At 71.5% G+C, this 16,701-nt stretch carries 13 protein-coding genes and 1 pseudogene; 4 read left to right on the top strand and 10 right to left on the bottom strand.

Annotated features, from left to right (window positions below; all coding sequences use genetic code 11):
- Positions 1-101: 101 nt before the first annotated feature.
- Both C3486_RS07400 and C3486_RS07395 read left to right on the top strand, forming a co-directional pair.
- Complete coding sequence (locus tag C3486_RS07400) at positions 102-1,574, top strand: peptide MFS transporter (RefSeq protein ID WP_258052654.1); 1,473 nt, start codon at positions 102-104, stop codon at positions 1,572-1,574.
- Between the two features lie 18 nt (positions 1,575-1,592).
- Positions 1,593-3,590 (top strand): CocE/NonD family hydrolase, encoded by a 1,998-nt coding sequence (locus C3486_RS07395; RefSeq protein WP_103831789.1) that lies wholly within the window; start codon positions 1,593-1,595, stop codon positions 3,588-3,590.
- 58 nt (positions 3,591-3,648) lie between these two features.
- Here C3486_RS07395 and C3486_RS07390 read toward each other — a convergent pair whose 3' ends face one another.
- Together C3486_RS07390 and C3486_RS07385 are read right to left on the bottom strand one after the other, a co-directional pair.
- Positions 3,649-4,848, bottom strand: a complete 1,200-nt coding sequence (locus C3486_RS07390) for an NAD(P)-binding domain-containing protein (RefSeq protein ID WP_103831788.1) — start codon at positions 4,846-4,848, stop codon at positions 3,649-3,651.
- A gap of 149 nt (positions 4,849-4,997) precedes the next feature.
- Positions 4,998-6,251, bottom strand: a complete 1,254-nt coding sequence (locus C3486_RS07385) for an ATP-grasp domain-containing protein (RefSeq protein WP_103831787.1) — start codon at positions 6,249-6,251, stop codon at positions 4,998-5,000.
- A 242-nt stretch (positions 6,252-6,493) separates the two neighbouring features.
- Between C3486_RS07385 and C3486_RS07380 the strand changes: the two genes are divergently transcribed.
- Positions 6,494-6,931, top strand: coding sequence for a hypothetical protein (locus C3486_RS07380; protein WP_103831786.1), 438 nt, complete (start codon positions 6,494-6,496; stop codon positions 6,929-6,931).
- Positions 6,932-6,955: 24 nt separating this feature from the next.
- Positions 6,956-7,447, top strand: coding sequence for a hypothetical protein (locus C3486_RS07375; RefSeq protein ID WP_103831785.1), 492 nt, complete (start codon positions 6,956-6,958; stop codon positions 7,445-7,447).
- Between the two features lie 87 nt (positions 7,448-7,534).
- Here the strand turns inward: C3486_RS07375 and nuoN are convergent, their stop codons facing one another.
- The 8 genes and pseudogenes from nuoN to C3486_RS07335 form a co-directional block, all read right to left on the bottom strand.
- The gene (gene nuoN / locus C3486_RS07370; protein WP_103831784.1) at positions 7,535-9,211 is read right to left on the bottom strand and encodes an NADH-quinone oxidoreductase subunit NuoN; all 1,677 of its coding nucleotides are present in this window, start codon (positions 9,209-9,211) and stop codon (positions 7,535-7,537) included.
- Positions 9,208-10,848 carry an NADH-quinone oxidoreductase subunit M gene (locus tag C3486_RS07365; RefSeq protein ID WP_103831783.1) on the bottom strand — a complete coding sequence of 547 codons (1,641 nt, stop codon included), beginning with the start codon at positions 10,846-10,848 and terminating at the stop codon, positions 9,208-9,210. The genes nuoN and C3486_RS07365 overlap by 4 nt, the downstream gene beginning before the upstream one ends.
- A gap of 3 nt (positions 10,849-10,851) precedes the next feature.
- The gene (nuoL, locus tag C3486_RS07360; protein WP_103831782.1) at positions 10,852-12,798 is read right to left on the bottom strand and encodes an NADH-quinone oxidoreductase subunit L; all 1,947 of its coding nucleotides are present in this window, start codon (positions 12,796-12,798) and stop codon (positions 10,852-10,854) included.
- Positions 12,799-12,810: 12 nt separating this feature from the next.
- Entirely contained in the window at positions 12,811-13,110 is a 300-nt protein-coding gene (gene nuoK, locus C3486_RS07355) for an NADH-quinone oxidoreductase subunit NuoK (RefSeq protein ID WP_030262617.1), read from the bottom strand.
- Positions 13,107-13,979 carry an NADH-quinone oxidoreductase subunit J gene (locus tag C3486_RS07350; RefSeq protein ID WP_103831781.1) on the bottom strand — a complete coding sequence of 291 codons (873 nt, stop codon included), beginning with the start codon at positions 13,977-13,979 and terminating at the stop codon, positions 13,107-13,109. Before C3486_RS07350 ends, nuoK begins: the two co-directional genes overlap by 4 nt.
- Before the next feature lie 22 nt (positions 13,980-14,001).
- Positions 14,002-14,604, bottom strand: a pseudogene (gene nuoI / locus C3486_RS07345) (NADH-quinone oxidoreductase subunit NuoI); the annotation flags it as partial.
- The gene (gene nuoH, locus C3486_RS07340) at positions 14,597-15,991 is read right to left on the bottom strand and encodes an NADH-quinone oxidoreductase subunit NuoH (RefSeq protein ID WP_103831873.1); all 1,395 of its coding nucleotides are present in this window, start codon (positions 15,989-15,991) and stop codon (positions 14,597-14,599) included. The pseudogene nuoI and the gene nuoH, both read right to left, overlap by 8 nt.
- Positions 15,991-16,701: molybdopterin dinucleotide binding domain-containing protein (locus C3486_RS07335; protein WP_181138471.1), on the bottom strand; the 711-nt coding region annotated here is incomplete at its 5' end. The genes nuoH and C3486_RS07335, both read right to left, overlap by 1 nt.

Here is a 16,701-nt window from a genome sequence, read left to right as displayed (position 1 = left end):
CGGCCCGGTATGTTCTTGATCACCCACCGTCGTGGGTTTTGCACGCGGAGGAACGGACAGCAGTAGCAAGCTCATTCCCGCCTGCCTCAGGAGTCACATCCGTGTCCGGACCACCGCAGCCGCGCGACGACCGTTCCTTCCTCGGCCACCCCCGCGGGCTGCTGACCCTCTCCGGTCTGGAGGTCTGGGAGCGGTTCTCCTTCCTCGGCATGCAGGCCATCCTCGTCCTGTACTTCGCCGACACCGTCGCGCACGGCGGCCTGGGCATGGCGGAGAACACCGCGGCGTCCGTCACCGCCGCCTACGGCACCCTGGTCTACCTGGTCTCGGTGGCCGGCGGCTGGCTCGCGGACCGGATGCTCGGCTCCTACCGCGCGGTGCTGTGGGGCGGCGTCCTCATCGCCTGCGGCCACTACTCCATGGCGGTGCCCACCGCGGCCATGACCTGGGTGGGCCTGGGACTGATCATCGCGGGCACGGGTCTGCTGAAGCCGAACGTCTCGACCATGGTCGGCAAGCTCTACGCCACCGAGGACGAGCGCCGGGACGCGGGCTTCGCGCTGTACTACATGGGCATCAACACCGGGGCCTTCCTCGCCCCGCTGGTCATCGGCTGGCTGGGCCAGAAGCAGGGCTGGCACTGGGGCTTCTCGGCCGCCGCGGTCGGCATGACGCTGGGCCTGGTCCAGTACGTCGCTGGCCGCAAGGGGCTCGCCGGCCGCAAGCACGCAGCGGAGTACGCGCTGCCGCGTGCGGCGATGCGCCGCACCGCCCGGCTGATCGCCGGCGGCTGCGTCCTGGCCGCCGCCGCGGCCACGGGCCTCGCCCTGGCGGGGTGGCTGACCATGGACCGCACCGTGGACGTCCTGACGGTGATATCGGTGCTCGCCCCGGTCGCGTACTTCGTGGTGATGTTCCGCAGCCCCCGGGTCGACCCCGCCGAGCGCGGCCGGCTCCGCCCCTACCTGGTGCTCTTCGCCGCCTCCGTGGTCTTCAACTTCGTCCTCTTCCAGTCGTACTCGACCATGACGCTGCTGGCCGCGAGCCATGCCGACACCGAGGTGCTGGGCTGGGAGTTCCCCTCGACCTGGTACGGCTCGGTGCTGGGCGGCGCCGAGGTGCTGCTCGCGCCGGTCGTCGCGGCCGTCTGGGTCCGGCTCGGCCGGCGCCAGCCGCACGCCTCGCACAAGATCGCGTACGGTGTGCTCCTGGGCGGCCTGTCCTTCCTCGTGATGGTCCCCGCCACGCACGGGCGGACGGGCGACTGGAAGATGGCCGCCTGGTGGATCCTGCTCTCCTTCGTGCTGCTCGGCCTCGGCGACATCCTGCTGGAGACCACCGGCATGTCCGCGACGACCAAGCTCGCGCCCGCCGCCTTCGCCAGCCAGACGATGGCCCTGTGGTTCCTCTCGCTCGCGCTGGCCAACGGCGTCCAGGCCCAGGTGGTGAAGTTCTTCGGGGAGATCCCGAACGACCTGTACTTCGGCCTCAACGGCGCCGTCGCGGTCGTCACGGGCCTCGCGGTGATCGCCGCCGGGCCCTGGCTGCGCCGCACCATGCATCCCGTCCACTAACGCTCATTGGACCCGTCCATGCACATCCGGACCGACTTCCCGCACCGGACGTTCCAGGAGGACGTCCGCATCCCCCTCCCGGACGGCACGCAGCTGTACGCCCGGGTCTGGCGCCCGTACGGCACGGAGCCCGTGCCCGCCCTGCTCGAATACCTGCCGTACCGGCTCAGCGACTGGACCGCGCCGCGCGACGCCCAGCGCCACCCGTACTACGCGGGCCACGGCTACGCCTCCGTACGCGTCGACGTCCGCGGGCACGGCAACTCCGGCGGGCTGCCCACGGACGAGTACTCCGAGACCGAGCTCGCGGACGGCGTGGCCGTCATCGAGTGGCTGGCCGCGCAGCCGTGGTGCTCCGGCAAGGTCGGCATGTTCGGCATCTCCTGGGGCGGCTTCAACAGCCTGCAGCTGGCCGCCCGCGCGCCCGAGGCGCTGAAGGCGGTCGTCACCGTCTGCTCGGCCGACGACCGGTTCGACAACGACGTGCACTACATGGGCGGCTCGCTGCTCGCCGTCGACATGCACGCCTGGGCCGCGACGATGCTCGCCTTCGTGTCCAGGCCGCCGGACCCGGCGCAGGTCGACGAGGGCTGGCGCGCGCAGTGGACCGAGCGCCTGGCGGCCGTCGAGCCCTTCCTGCACACCTGGCTGGGCCACCAGTCCCGGGACGCGTACTGGCGGCACGGCAGCGTCTGCGAGGACTACTCAGCGGTCAAGGCGGCGGTGCTCGCGGTCGGCGGCTGGCACGACCCGTACCGCGACACCGTGCTGCGCCTGGCCGAGCACCTCGACGCGCCCGTACGCGGCATCATCGGGCCCTGGTCGCACCAGTACCCCGACCGCGGCCTGCCCCCGGGCCCCGCGATCGGCTTCCTCCAGGAGACGCTGCGCTGGTGGGACCACTGGCTCAAGGGCGAGGACCGCGGCGTCGAGGACGATCCGCTGCTGCGCTCCTGGATCAGCGAGTCGCACCCGCCGGCCACCGTCTACGACGAGCTGCCGGGCCGCTGGGTCGGCGACCCGGCCTGGCCCTCCCCGCACGTCACCCCGACGGCGCACACGCTGCCCGGCGACCGGCCGCTGCTGGTCCGCTCGCCGCAGCACACCGGCGTCGACGCGGGCCGCTACTTCCCGTTCGGCAACGACGCCGACCTGCCGCCCGACCAGCGCGAGGAGGACGGCCGCTCGGTCTGCTTCGACCTGCCGGAGCTGACCGAGCGGGTGGAGATCCTGGGCCGGCCGCGGGTCACCCTGCGGCTGACCTGCGAGGTGCCGCGCGGCCAGGTCATCGCGCGCATCTGCGACGTGGCCCCGGACGGCTCGTCCACGCTGGTCACCCGCGGTGTGCTCAACCTGCTCACGCGGCACGGCCGGGACCGGCCCGTCGCGTGGATGCCCGGCACCACCGAGGACGTGACCTTCGAGCTGAACGGCATCGGGCACGCCTTCCCCGCCGGGCACCGCATCCGCGTCGCGCTCTCCTCCGCGTACTGGCCGTGGATCTGGCCGCACGCGGGCAGCGAGGCGGGCTGGACGGTCGACCCGGCCGCCAGCTCCATCGAGCTGCCCGTCCGCGCCCCGCGCGCCGACGAGCCGGAGATCTCCTTCGAGGCACCCGAGCAGTCGGCGCCGCTGGGCGTGGTCTTCCCCGAGGCCGGCGAGCAGCGCCCCGAGCGCAAGGTGATCAGGGACGTCGCGGCCGGCACCTGGACGCTGGAGGTCGACCCCCGGTACGGCGGCACCCGGATCTACCCGGACGGGCTGGAGTTCACCGAGGACGCGCTGGAGACGTACCGCATCGACAGCGCCGACCCGGAGAGCGCCGCGACCCGCTCGGACTGGTCGATCCGGCTGCACCGGCCGGACCTGGGCTGGGACGCCCGGGTCCGGACCCGCTCGGAGATCACCACGGACGGCGGCGACTTCGTCACGGTGAACGAGGTCGTGTGCCACGACGGCGAGGAGGAGGTCTTCCGCCGCAGCTGGGAGCGCCGGATTCCGCGCACGGCGGTCTGAGCCGCGCCCGCCCGGGCCCCGTACGCCCGCAGTACCGTACGGGGCCCGGGGACGCGCGTCAGCCGCGCGTCCGCGCGAGGGACCCGGCGAGCCTCGGGGAGGCGAACTCCGTGCCGCACACGAACCGCATCACCGGGCCGTAGCTCGCCGCCGCCGGCAGCCCCGTGAAGTACAGCCCCGGCACCGACGACTCGAACCCGGCGCCCAGCCGCGGCCCGCCGGCGCCCACCGCCAGCTCCGTCCGCAGCCCCTGGCCGAGGAAGTCCAGCGCGCCGAGGTCCACCCGGTAGCCGGTGGCCGCGAGCACGTGGTCGGCGGACAGCTCGCCGTCGTACCCGTCGTCGCCGCGCAGCGACAGCACCGCGCGGCCGTCCTCGACCCGGGCCCGGACGATCCGCCGCCCCGCCGTCACCTGCACCCGGCCGACGAACCGGTCCCGCAGCCACCAGGCGCCCAGCGGCCCCAGCACCCGCTTGACCAGGAGCTGCCGGGCCGGCGCCGGCAGGTAGCGGAAACCGTCCGCGTGGTACGAGAAGGCGTACAGCGACCAGGCGTTGCCGAACGGCGTCTCGGGGCGCAGCTTCGGCTGCCGGTCCGGGGGCGCGCCGAAGCCGACGGCCTGCCGGCCCCTGGCCACCACGCGTACGTCGGCGCCGGCCTCCGCGAGCAGCACCGCGCTCTCCAGCGCCGACTGCCCGGCCCCCACGACCACGACCTGCCGGCCGGCGAAGCCGGACAGGTCGGCGTGCTGGGAGCTGTGCGAGATGGGCCCAGTGGGGGACGGTCCATCCGGTACGGCGTCCGCCAGCTCCGGCGGCAGGTACGCGAAGCCGGTGAGCCCGGTCGCCACGACCACCGCGCGCGCCGCGAACTGCTCGCCGCTGTCCAGCTTCAGCTCGAAGCCGCCCCGGTGCCGGTCGACGGAGACCACCCGGACCTCCTCCAGGTCCGGCACCTGCCGCTGCTGGAACCACTGCCCGTACCGGACGAAGGTCTCCACCGGGATGATGTCCCAGTCCGACTCGTACCGCCGCTCCCCCGCGGCAGCGCAGTAGTCGACCAGCGTGTGGCCGGGCTGCGGGGTGTCGATGCTGGAGGCCGCCGGCGTGGACTTGAGCAGCATCCCGGCCGGCATGTGCGCGCTCCAGCTCACCATCGGGCGGCCGAAGGTCCGTACGGGTATGCCGCGTGCGCGGAGGTGGGCGGCGGTGGACAGGCCGAAGGGGCCTGCGCCGATGACTGCTACCGGAGTGTTCACTCGGGTTTCCCTCCCCAGGGTGCTGCTGATGCGTCGTGCTGTGTACGAAGGGCCGGACAGGATGCGCGGCCGTGCCGCCCGGAAGCCGTGAGCTGCGGGATCGGGGCGGCGGGCCGTGCGGTCCGGTGGAGCGGTGCGGGCACCGCGGCTCAGCAGTCGTGGCGCCGGCCCGCCCGGCCGCGCCACATCTGCCAGAGGTGCTTGGCGCCCGGGCGGACGAACCGCGCGAGCATGGTGAAGAACGGCTTCATGTCGTCGGCGGCCAGCCAGGCCAGCTCCGTGCTGCGCGGCCGGTCGGGCACGTGCGGCGTGGTGTAGCCGCTGCGCCGGTAGGCCAGCCAGGCGGGCAGGTCGATGTTCTCCACGACGAAGCGGTGGCCGTCCCGCTGCTCGGCCTCCGGGACCGCGCGCCCGGTCAGGTCCAGGTGCTGGGCGCGGACGACGTCCACCCCCGCCTCGTTCTCGAACAGCCGGAACTGCGCGCCCATCCGCGGATTGAAGTCCAGCAGCTTGTAGCGGCGGTCCCGCCGGTCGTACCGCCAGTCCAGGTCGACGATGCCGCTGAAGCCGATGCGCTTGATGAACTGCGCGCTCAGCTCGGCGAGGTCGGGGTTGTCCACGACGTACGCGCAGGCGGTCATCCCGGCGTGCGGCGGCCAGGAACGGACCTTGACCCCGGTGAACATCGCCAGCGCCGCGCTGTCCGCGTCGAAGTACGCGTGCACGATCCAGTCCTCCGCGTCCTCGCGCGGGAGGTACTCCTGGAGGATCACACTGGGCTGCTGGCCCCAGTCCCTGGCGAGGTGCCGGAGGTGCGCGGCGTCCGCGATGCGCGTGGTGCCGTTGACCGCGGGCCGGCTGCGGCGCTGGAACGCCTCGCGGTTCTTGGCGACGACCGGGAAGCAGGCCCGCCCGGCGAACTCCTCGATGTCCGCCTGGGTCCGCGGGAAGGCCGCCCGGGGGGACGGGACGCCGTGTTCGGTGCACAGTTCGTGCAGGCCCTGCTTGCTGGCCACTCTGCGGGCGAGGCCCGGCGGGGTGCGCGGGAAGAGGAAGCGGTCGCCCAGCACGTCGGCGTGCTCGGCGATCAGCACGGCGGCCTCCTCGTCGGTCGGTATCAGGACCGACGGGCGGCCGATCCGGCGGCCGATCCGCAGCAGTCCGTCGACCAGCCGCTCCGGGTCCTCACGTCCGGTGGTCGGCCAGACGAAACGCCCGTGGAGGTATCGCGACGCCGCCGCCGGCGTGTATCTGTCCTCCGTGATCGCGTACATGGGCACGCCGAGCCGTCCCAGGCTGCGGATCGCCCCCACCCCGCCGTGGTGCAGCGGATAATCACCGATCTTCACGATGAGCCCCGGCACGGTCCGGTCGACCGTGAACCGCGTGCTGGCTTGTGCCACGTATCCCCCCTATGGCCACAGCCCCACCCCGGCCGCGCCCCGAAAGGACGCTAGGACTCTCGTGGGGCCCCTGCCAATCCATTTCCGGACATTGCTAACTCTTTAGCCATCTCTCGGAAGCCTGGTACCAAATGGGTGCATGCGGCGGAGGCGCAGGAGGTGGAGCGTGAGGCGAACGGGACGGTTGTCATGCGCGTGACTGCTAGCCTCACGCATCCTGTCCCACAACGGAGGAGACGTACGTGCGCAAGGCAGCGCAGATCGCCGGGGCGGCCGCCATCGCGGCGCTGTTGCTCAGTGGTTGCGGCAGCGGCGGAGGCGGCGAGGAGAGCAAGCCGAGCCCGTCCGCGTCCGCGGACGGCGCCGACAAGACCGCCAAGGGCCTCGACGGTGCGTGGCAGTCGAAGTCCGCGAACGGCACCGTCACCCTCGGGATCATCGGCGAGTCCGCGACCCTGGCCGCGGGCAAGACCGCCTGCCAGGGCGCGGTCCAGGACATGGGCACCACCATGCTCGCGCTGAAGTGCGACGGCGGCGACGACACCCGCTCGATGGGCACGGTGAAGCAGGCCGGTGGCAAGCTGACGGTCAGCTGGAAGAACGGTCCCACCGAGGAGTTCACCAAGGCCGAGGGCAAGGTGGAGATCCCCAAGCCCGACCTGCCGACCGGCGCCAACTGAACGGCGTCACCCGAGGAGATCAACGTGCGCAAGGGCATTCAGTTCGCCGCCGCGGCAGCGGTGGCCGCGGTACTGCTCGCCGGCTGCAGCAGCGGCGGCGACGAGAACGGCAGTGGCGCGAAGGGGTCGGCGACGCCGTCGCCGACCGCCTCGTCGGCCGGGGAGACGCCGGGCGGCGACGTCTCCCTGGCGTCCCTGGAGGGCGGCTGGACCACGCACGCCCGCGCGGCCGACCAGGGCCTGCTCATCCTCTCCGTCTCCAAGCGCGAGGCGGTGCTGATCGGGAAGAAGTCCTGCGGCGGCAAGGTCACCGGCGACAAGCCGCTCAAGCTCGCCTTCAAGTGCGCCGACGGCGACACCGAGCACGCCGAGGGCACGGTGCGGAGCCTCACGGGCAAGAAGCTCACCATCGCCTGGGGCTCGGGCAAGGAGGACGTCTTCACCCGGACCGAGGGCACCACGGACCTCCCGTCCATCGACCCGTCGTCGCTGGACGGCTTCGGGCAGGAAGGCTGACGCAGCCGCCCGTACCGCGTACGTACGCCGCTGCCCGGTACCCCCGCTGGGGTACCGGGCAGCGGTATGCGTACGGCCTTCGGCGGGTCAGCGGACGAACACGCCCGCCTGGCCCGCCAGGTCGAGGAAGTACTGCGGCGCGAGACCCAGCACCAGGGTCACCACGACGCCGGCCGCGATGGCCGTCATCGTCAGCGGGCTGGGCACCGCAACCGTGGGCCCGTCGGCCTTCGGCTCGTTGAAGAACATCAGGACGATCACCCGGATGTAGAAGAACGCGGCGATCGCGGACGACAGCACACCGATCACGACCAGCCAGCCCGCGCCGCCCTCGGCCGCCGCCTTGAACACCGCGAACTTCCCCGCGAACCCGGAGGTCAGCGGGATGCCGGCGAAGGCCAGCAGGAACACCGCGAAGACCGCTGCCACCAGCGGCGAACGCCGGCCCAGCCCCGCCCACTTGGACAGGTGCGTCGCCTCGCCGCCCGCGTCCCGCACCAGCGTGACGACCGCGAAGGCGCCGAGCGTCACGAAGGAGTACGCCAGGAGGTAGAAGAGCACCGAGGAGATGCCGTCCTCGCTGGTGGCGATCACACCGGCCAGGATGAACCCGGCGTGCGCGATGGAGGAGTACGCCAGCAGCCGCTTCACGTCGGTCTGGGTGACCGCGATGACCGCACCGGCCAGCATCGTCAGGATCGCCACGCCCCACATCACCGGGCGCCAGTCCCAGCGCATGCCCGGCAGCGCCACATACAGCAGGCGCAGCAGCGCGCCGAACGCGGCGACCTTGGTGGCGGCGGCCATGAAGCCGGTCACCGGGGTGGGCGCGCCCTGGTACACGTCCGGGGTCCACATGTGGAACGGAACCGCGCCGACCTTGAACAGCAGCCCCATGACCACCAGCGCGCCGCCGATCAGCAGCAGCGCGTCGTTGCCCATGGTGTCGGCGAGCGCCGGGTCGATCTGCTTGGCGCCGTCGCTGACCACCTCGGCGATGCCCGCGTACGTGACCGTGCCCGCGTAGCCGTACAGCAGGGCCACGCCGAACAGCAGGAACGCCGAGGAGAACGCGCCGAGCAGGAAGTACTTCACCGCCGACTCCTGCGAGAGCAGCCGCTGGCGGCGGGCGAGCGCGCACAGGATGTACAGCGGGAGGGAGAAGACCTCCAGCGCGACGAAGAGCGTCAGCAGGTCGTTGGCCGCCGGGAAGACCAGCATGCCGCCGATCGCGAAGAGCGCGAGCGGGAAGACCTCGGTCGTGGTGAACCCGGCCTTGACCGCCGCCTTCTCGGCGTCACCGCCGGGCACGGCCGCGCCCTGGGCGGCGAAGGAGTCCACCGGGCGGCCGTGCGCCGCGGGGTCCAGCCGGCGCTCGGCGAAGGTGAAGACCGCGATCAGCGAGACCAGCAGGATCGTGCCCTGCAGGAAGAGCGCCGGGCCGTCCACCGCGAGCGCGCCCATCGCGGCGATGTGCGCCTTGGTCGTGCCGAAGCCGCCGGCCGCGAGGCCGATGACCGCGGCGAACGCGGCGGCCAGCGCGACCACGGAGAGCAGCACCTGCGCGTAGTACCGGCCGCGGCGCGGCCAGAACGCCTCGACCAGCACGCCGAGCACGGCCGCGCCGAGCACGATCAGGGTGGGCGCCAGCTGGGCGTACTCGATGTGCGGCGCCGGGATCCGCCCCGGGCCGTCGGGGGCGAGGGAGCCGGCCGCCCCGTCCGCCATCGTCCACAGACTGTGGACCGCTGCCACGGATGTCACTTCGCGGCCTCCGCATCTCGATCGGTGCCGGCCTCACCGGGCACGGCGTTGACCCGGACGTCGGGCTTGGGGTCCTGCTTGTCCACGACGGACAGGGTGTGGTCCACCGCGGGGTTCACCAGATTGGTCAGCGGCTTCGGGTAGACGCCGAGGAAGAGCAGCAGCGCGATCAGCGGCGCCACCACGACCAGCTCCCGGGCCTTGAGGTCGGGCATGGACCGGACCTCGGCCTTGACCGGCCCGGTCATCGTGCGCTGGTACAGCACGAGGACGTACAGCGCGGCCAGCACGATGCCGACCGTGGCGATGATGCCGAGGACCGGATACCGGCTGAACGTGCCGACCAGGACCAGGAACTCGCTGACGAACGGCGCGAGGCCGGGCAGCGAGAGGGTGGCGAGGCCGCCGATCAGGAAGGTGCCGGCCAGCACCGGGGCGACCTTCTGCACGCCGCCGTAGTCCGCGATGAGGCGGGAGCCGCGGCGGGTGATGAGGAAGCCGGCGACCAGCATCAGCGCGGCGGTGGAGATGCCGTGGTTGACCATGTAGAGCGTCGCGCCGCCCTGGCCCTGGCTGGTCATCGCGAAGATGCCCAGGATGATGAAGCCGAAGTGCGAGATCGAGGCGTACGCGATCAGGCGCTTGATGTCCTTCTGGGCGACCGCGAGCAGCGCGCCGTACAGGATGCTCACCAGCGCCAGCACCAGGATCACCGGCGTCGCCCACTGGCTGGCCTCCGGGAAGAGCTGGAGGCAGAAGCGGAGCATCGCGAACGTGCCGACCTTGTCGACCACCGCGGTGATCAGCACCGCGACCGGCGCCGTGGACTCGCCCATGGCGCCCGGCAGCCAGGTGTGCAGCGGCCACAGCGGCGCCTTCACCGCGAAGGCGAAGAAGAAGCCGAGGAAGAGCAGCCGCTCGATGCCCGTGCCCATGGTCAGGTCGCCGGCCGCGCGGGCCTGGACGATCTGGGTGAGCGAGAAGGTGCCGGTGCCGAGCTGGTCGGCGGTGACGGCGTACAGGCCGGTCACCGCGGCCAGCATGATCAGACCGCCGGCGAGGTTGTACAGCAGGAACTTCACCGCGGCGGACGAGCGCCGGGCCGCGCCCTCCGTGGCGTCGTCGACACCCGCCCGGTCCCCGAAGCCGCCGATGAGGAAGTACATCGGGATGAGCATGGCTTCGAAGAAGATGTAGAAGAGGAAGACGTCGGTGGCCTCGAAGGAGATGACCACCATCGCCTCGACGGCGAGGATCAGCGCGAAGAAGCCCTGGGTCGGCCGCCACCGCTTGGTGGCGTCCTTCTCCAGCGCGTCGGCGTCGTGCCAGCCCGCCAGGATCACGAACGGGACCAGCAGCGCGGTCAGCGCGATGAGCGCCACCGCGATGCCGTCCACGCCCAGCTCGTACCGCACGCCGAAGTCGGCGATCCAGGCGTGCGATTCGGTGAGCTGGAACGGGCCCTTGGCGCCGGGCTCGAAGCGGACCGCGATGACCAGCGCCAGCGCCAGCGTGGCCAGCGAGAAGAGCAGCGCCAGCCACTTGGCGGCGGTGCGCTGCGCGGCGGACACGGCGGCCGTGGCGACCGCACCGATCGCCGGTACCGCCGCGGTGGCCGTCAGCAGGGGAAACGACATGGCTCAGACACCCCTCATCAGCAGGGTCGCGAACACCAGCACCGCGGCGCCGCCCAGCATCTGGAGGGCGTAGGAGCGGACGTAACCGGTCTGCAGGCGGCGCAGCCGGCCGGAGAGGCCGCCGACCGACACCGCGGTGCCGTTGACCGCGCCGTCGACGACGCTCTCGTCGATCCGGGCCAGCGCCCGGGTCAGTTCCTCGCCGCCGCGGACCAGGACGACGTGATTGAAGTCGTCCTGGAGCAGGTCGCGGCGGGCGGCGCGGGTGAGGAAGGAGCCGCGCGGCGCGAGCGCCGGGACGGGCTTGCGGCCGTACATCAGCCAGGCGATGCCGACGCCGACGAGCAGCACCACGATGGTCGAGGCGGTCACCACGGGGGCGCTGACCGGGGAGTGGCCGTGCGCGAAGGAGGTGACCGGCTCCAGCCAGTGCACGAACGCCTCGTTGATGCTGAACAGGCCGCCCGCGAAGACCGAGCCGAAGGCCAGCACGATCATCGGGATCGTCATGGACCTGGGCGACTCGTGCGGGTGGGGCGGCTCGTACTCGCCGCGGGTCTCGGCAGCGGGCTCCACGCTGGGCTCGGCCGGCGACGGGGTCGGGGCCTTGCGCCAGCGCTCCTCGCCGAAGAAGGTCATCAGCATCACGCGCGTCATGTAGAACGCGGTGATCCCGGCGCCCAGCAGGGTGGCCGCGCCCAGGATCCAGCCCTGGGTGCCGCCGCTGGCGAAGGCCGCCTCGATGATCTTGTCCTTGGAGAAGAAGCCGGACAGGCCCGGGAAGCCGATGATGGCGAGGTAACCGAGGCCGAAGGTGACGAAGGTGACCGGCATGTACTTCCGCAGGCCGCCGTAGCGGCGCATGTCCACCTCGTCGTTCATCCCGTGCATCACGGAACCGGCGCCGAGGAAGAGGCCCGCCTTGAAGAAGCCGTGGGTCACCAGGTGCATGATCGCGAAGGCGTACCCGACGGGGCCGAGCCCGGCCGCGAGGATCATGTAGCCGATCTGCGACATGGTCGAGCCGGCCAGGGCCTTCTTGATGTCGTCCTTGGCGCAACCGACGATCGCACCGAAGAGGAGCGTGACCGCGCCGACCGCGACCACGGCGGTCTGCGCGTCCGGCGCCGCGTTGAAGATCGCCCCGGAGCGGGTGATCAGGTAGACGCCGGCGGTGACCATGGTGGCGGCGTGGATGAGGGCCGAGACCGGGGTCGGGCCCTCCATCGCGTCGCCGAGCCAGGACTGCAGCGGCACCTGGGCCGACTTGCCGCAGGCGGCCAGCAGCAGCATCAGCCCGATGGCGGTCAGCATGCCCTCGCCGGTCCTGCTCGCCGCGCCCAGCACGGGCCCGAAGGCGAACGTCCCGAACGTGGTGAACATCAGCATGATCGCGATGGACAGGCCGACGTCACCGACGCGGTTGACGAGGAACGCCTTCTTGGCGGCCGTCGCCGCGCTCGGCTTGTGCTGCCAGAAGCCGATGAGAAGGTACGAGGCGAGGCCGACGCCCTCCCAGCCGACGTACAGCAGGAGGTAGTTGTCGGCGAGGACGAGCAGCAGCATCGCCGCGAGGAAGAGGTTCAGGTAGCCGAAGAAGCGGCGGCGCCGCTCGTCGTGCTCCATGTAGCCGATCGAGTAGAGATGGATCAGCGATCCCACACCGGTGATCAGCAGGACGAACGTCATCGACAGCTGGTCGAGCTGGAAGGCGAGGTCGGCCCGGAAGCCGCCCACCGGGATCCAGCTGAAGAGGTGCTGGTACAGGGTGCGGTCCTCGGCGCCCCGGCCCAGCATGTTCGCGAACAGCAGCAGGCCGATGACGAACGACACCACCGCGAGCAGGGTGCCGAGCCAGTGGCCCGCGCGGTCCAGGCGTTTGCCGCCGCAGAGCAGCACGGCCGCACCGACCAGTGGTGCCCCGACGAGCAGCGCGATCAGAGATTCCACGAGTGCGACCCCTTACAGCTTCATCAGGCTGGCGTCGTCGACCGAGGCCGTGTGGCGGGTACGGAAGATCGTGACGATGATCGCCAGACCGACCACGACCTCGGCCGCGGCGACGACCATCGTGAAGAACGCGATGATCTGGCCGTCCAGGTTTCCGTGCAGCCGCGAGAAGGCCACGAAGGCGAGGTTGCAGGCGTTCAGCATCAGCTCGACGCACATGAAGAGCACGATGGCGTTCCGCCGGATCAGCACCCCGGCCGCGCCGATGGTGAACAGCAGCGCCGCGAGATAGAGGTAGTTGATCGGGTTCATCGCGTGGCCTCCTCGTCGCGCTGCCGGGCCTGCTCACCGCGCCGCTGCTCCGCACCGCGGCCGGTGCCGCCGCGCTCCAGCCACTCCGCGGAGCGCTGCTCCAGCGCCGCCAGCTCGGCCAGCGACTCCCCGGAGACGTCCCGGACCTGGCCGCGCTCGCGCAGCGTGGAGATGACGGTGAGCTCGGAGGGGGTGCCGTCGGGCAGCAGCCCCGGAATGTCCACGGCGTTGTGCCGGGCGTAGACACCGGGCGCGGGCAGCGGCGTGACCTGGGTGCCCTCGCGCACGCGGCGCTCGGCCTGCTCGCGCTGGGACTTGGCCCGCTCGGTGCGCTCCCGGTGCGTCAGCACCATCGCGCCGACCGCCGCGGTGATCAGCAGCGCGCCGGTGATCTCGAAGGCGAAGACGTACTTGGTGAAGATGAGGGCCGCCAGACCCTGGACGTTACCGCCGGCGTTGGCCTCGGCCAGGCCGTTGAAGTGGCGCACCGAGGCGTTGCCGAGGCCGGCGATCAGCAGGATGCCGAAGCCGATCCCGGCGCCCGCTGCGAGCCACCGCTGGCCCTTGAGCGTCTCCTTGAGGGAGTCGGCGGCGGTGACGCCGACCAGCATGACGACGAAGAGGAAGAGCATCATGATCGCGCCGGTGTAGACGACGATCTGGACGATGCCGAGGAAGTACGCGCCGTTGGCGAGGTAGAAGACCGCCAGGATGATCATGGTGCCGGCGAGCGACAGGGCGCTGTGCACCGCGCGCTTCATCAGGACCGTCGACAGGGCACCGATCACGGCGACCGTGCCGAGGATCCAGAACTGCACCGCCTCGCCGGTGGAGGTGGCCGAGGCCGCGGCCAGGATCGCGGGGCTCATGCCTCCACCCCGTCCCGGCCGGGCGCTCGGCGGTGGGCGCGGGCGTCTCGGGAGCCGCGTCCGGGCCCTCCGGCCGCTCGCCCTTGCTGACGGCCACCTGCCGCACCGTGCCCGGCGCGGCCTCGGTCACCAGGCCGTTGTAGTAGTCCTTCTCCGTCATGCCGGGGAAGATCGCGTGCGGGGAGTCGACCATGCCCTCCTCCAGCCCCGCGAGCAGCTCCTCCTTGGTGTAGATGAGCGACTCGCGGCTGCGGTCGGCGAGCTCGTACTCATTGGTCATCGTCAGCGCGCGGGTGGGGCACGCCTCGACGCACAGGCCGCAGAGGATGCAGCGGAGGTAGTTGATCTGGTAGACGCGGCCGTACCGCTCACCCGGGGAGTAGCGCTCCTCGTCGGTGTTGTCCGCGCCCTCCACGTAGATGGCGTCGGCCGGGCAGGCCCAGGCGCACAGCTCGCAGCCCACGCACTTCTCCAGGCCGTCCGGATGGCGGTTGAGCTGGTGCCGGCCGTGGAAACGAGGCGCGGTCGGCTTCTTCTCCTCCGGGTACTGCTCGGTGAGCCGCTTCTTGAACATGGCCTTGAAGGTCACGCCGAAGCCGGCCACCGGATTCTGGAAGTCAGACACCGTTGTCCCCCTTTCCGTTCTCGTCACTGTCAGTATTGGCCCCGCCACTGACAATCAGCTCGCGATCTTGGTGGCGCGGTCGCCGGCGCGGTACCGGCGGCAGGGTCTGGCCGGGCAGCGGCGGTACGGGGAAACCGCCCGCCATCGGGTCGAAGGGCTCCTCGGCGAGAGGCTTCTCCTCCTCCTTCTCGCCCTTGCGGAAGAAGTCGGCGACGAGGGAGATCAGCAGCAGGGCGACGGCGGCGCCGCCGACGTACAGCACGATCCGCTGGAAGTCGTAGCCCTCGTTGCGCAGCGCCCGCACGGTCGCGACCAGCATCAGCCAGACCATCGAGACCGGGATCAGGACCTTCCAGCCCAGCTTCATGAACTGGTCGTAGCGGACCCGCGGGAGCGTGCCGCGCAGCCAGATGAAGAAGAACAGCAGCAGCTGGATCTTGATGGTGAACCAGAGGAGCGGCCACCAGCCGTGGTTGGCGCCCTCCCAGAAGGTGCTGATCGGCCAGGGGGCGCGCCAGCCGCCGAGGAAGAGGGTGGTCGCGACGGCCGAGACGGTGACCATGTTGACGTACTCGGCGAGCATGAACATCGCGAACTTGATGGAGGAGTACTCCGTGTTGAAGCCGCCGACCAGGTCGCCCTCGGACTCCGGCATGTCGAACGGCGCACGGTTGGTCTCGCCGACCATCGCCACGATGTAGATCAGGAAGGAGACCGGCAGCAGCGCGACGTACCAGGTGCTGTGCTGCCCGTCGACGATCGCCGAGGTGGACATCGAGCCGGAGTAGAGGAACACCGAAGCGAAGGCCATGCCCATCGCGATCTCGTAGGAGATCATCTGGGCGCACGAGCGGAGCCCGCCGAGCAGCGGGTACGTCGAGCCCGAGGACCAGCCCGCGAGCACGATGCCGTAGATGCCGACCGAGGCCGTGGCCAGGATGTAGAGCAGGGCGATCGGCAGGTCGGTCAGCTGCATCGGCGTACGGTGGCCGAAGATCGAGACCTCGTTGTCGGCCGGGCCGAACGGGATGACGGCGAAGGCCATGAACGCCGGGATGGCCGCGACGATCGGCGCCAGGACGTACACCGCCTTGTCGGCCCGCTTGACGACCACGTCCTCCTTCAGCATCAGCTTGATGCCGTCGGCGAGGGACTGGAGCATGCCCCAGGGGCCGTGCCGGTTGGGCCCGATGCGCAGCTGCATCCAGGCGACGACCTTGCGCTCCCAGACGATCGAGAAGAGCACGGTCAGCATCAGGAACGCGAAGCAGAAGACCGCCTTGATGACCACCAGCCACCACGGGTCGCGCCCGAAGACGCTCAGGTCCTCGGCGGCCAGCGCGATGCGGTCCGCGACAGGCGCCAGCTGTTCCGCGGCGAGGTTCATCATTCCGCCACCTCCGTGCCGTCCGCCGGGGCCGCCGGGCCCGCGGTCTTCGCGGCGACCGTCACCAGGTCACCGGGGTTCGCTCCGGTGTCGTGCGCGACACCGCCTCCCTGGGAGTTGAGCGGCAGCCACACCACCCGGTCGGGCATCTCGCTCACCTGGAGGGGGAACGTCACGGCACCGTGCGGCCCGGTGACCTCCACCTCCGCACCGTCCTTCAGGCCCGCCTCGGCCGCGGTGGCGGCGGACATCCGGGCCACCGCCGCGTGCCGGGTGCCGGCCAGCGCCGGGTCGCCCTCCTGCATCCGCCCCTGGTCCAGCAGCAGCCGGTGCCCCGCGAGCACCGCCTCGCCCGAGCCGGGGCGGGGCAGCGCCCGTGCCTCGGTACCGGCGAGCAGCCCGGCCGTGGCACGCGGCCCGTCCCAGCCACCGAGCCGGTCCAGCTCCGCGCGTACGGCACGCACGTCCGGCAGCGCCAGACCCGGTACCGCGTCGTCCGCCACGGACATCGCGTCCGCGAGCATGTGCAGCACCCGGGCGTCGGGGAGCAGGTGGCGGCGCGTCATCTGGTCCGGCTTGAGCGCCGCCTCGAAGGGCCGTGCGCGGCCCTCCCAGTTGAGGAACGTGCCGGCCTTCTCCACGACGGCGGCCACCGGCAGCACCACGTCGGCCCGCCGGGTCACCTCGCTGGGCCGCTGCTCCAGGCTGAC

The sequence above is a fragment of the Streptomyces sp. Ru73 genome (assembly GCF_002920575.1).
Lineage (GTDB): Bacteria > Actinomycetota > Actinomycetes > Streptomycetales > Streptomycetaceae > Streptomyces.
This window is presented reverse-complemented; position numbering and strand designations above follow the sequence as displayed.

What these genes read in the sequence shown, in the direction of transcription:
- C3486_RS07395 (WP_103831789.1), top strand. Translation starts at nt 1,593, where the DNA reads ATGCACATCCGGACCGACTTCCCGCACCGGACGTTCCAGGAGGACGTC.
- C3486_RS07365 (WP_103831783.1), bottom strand. Translation starts at nt 10,848, where the DNA reads ATGTCGTTTCCCCTGCTGACGGCCACCGCGGCGGTACCGGCGATCGGT.
- nuoK (WP_030262617.1), bottom strand. Translation starts at nt 13,110, where the DNA reads ATGAACCCGATCAACTACCTCTATCTCGCGGCGCTGCTGTTCACCATC.
- C3486_RS07350 (WP_103831781.1), bottom strand. Translation starts at nt 13,979, where the DNA reads ATGAGCCCCGCGATCCTGGCCGCGGCCTCGGCCACCTCCACCGGCGAG.
- nuoH (WP_103831873.1), bottom strand. Translation starts at nt 15,991, where the DNA reads ATGAACCTCGCCGCGGAACAGCTGGCGCCTGTCGCGGACCGCATCGCG.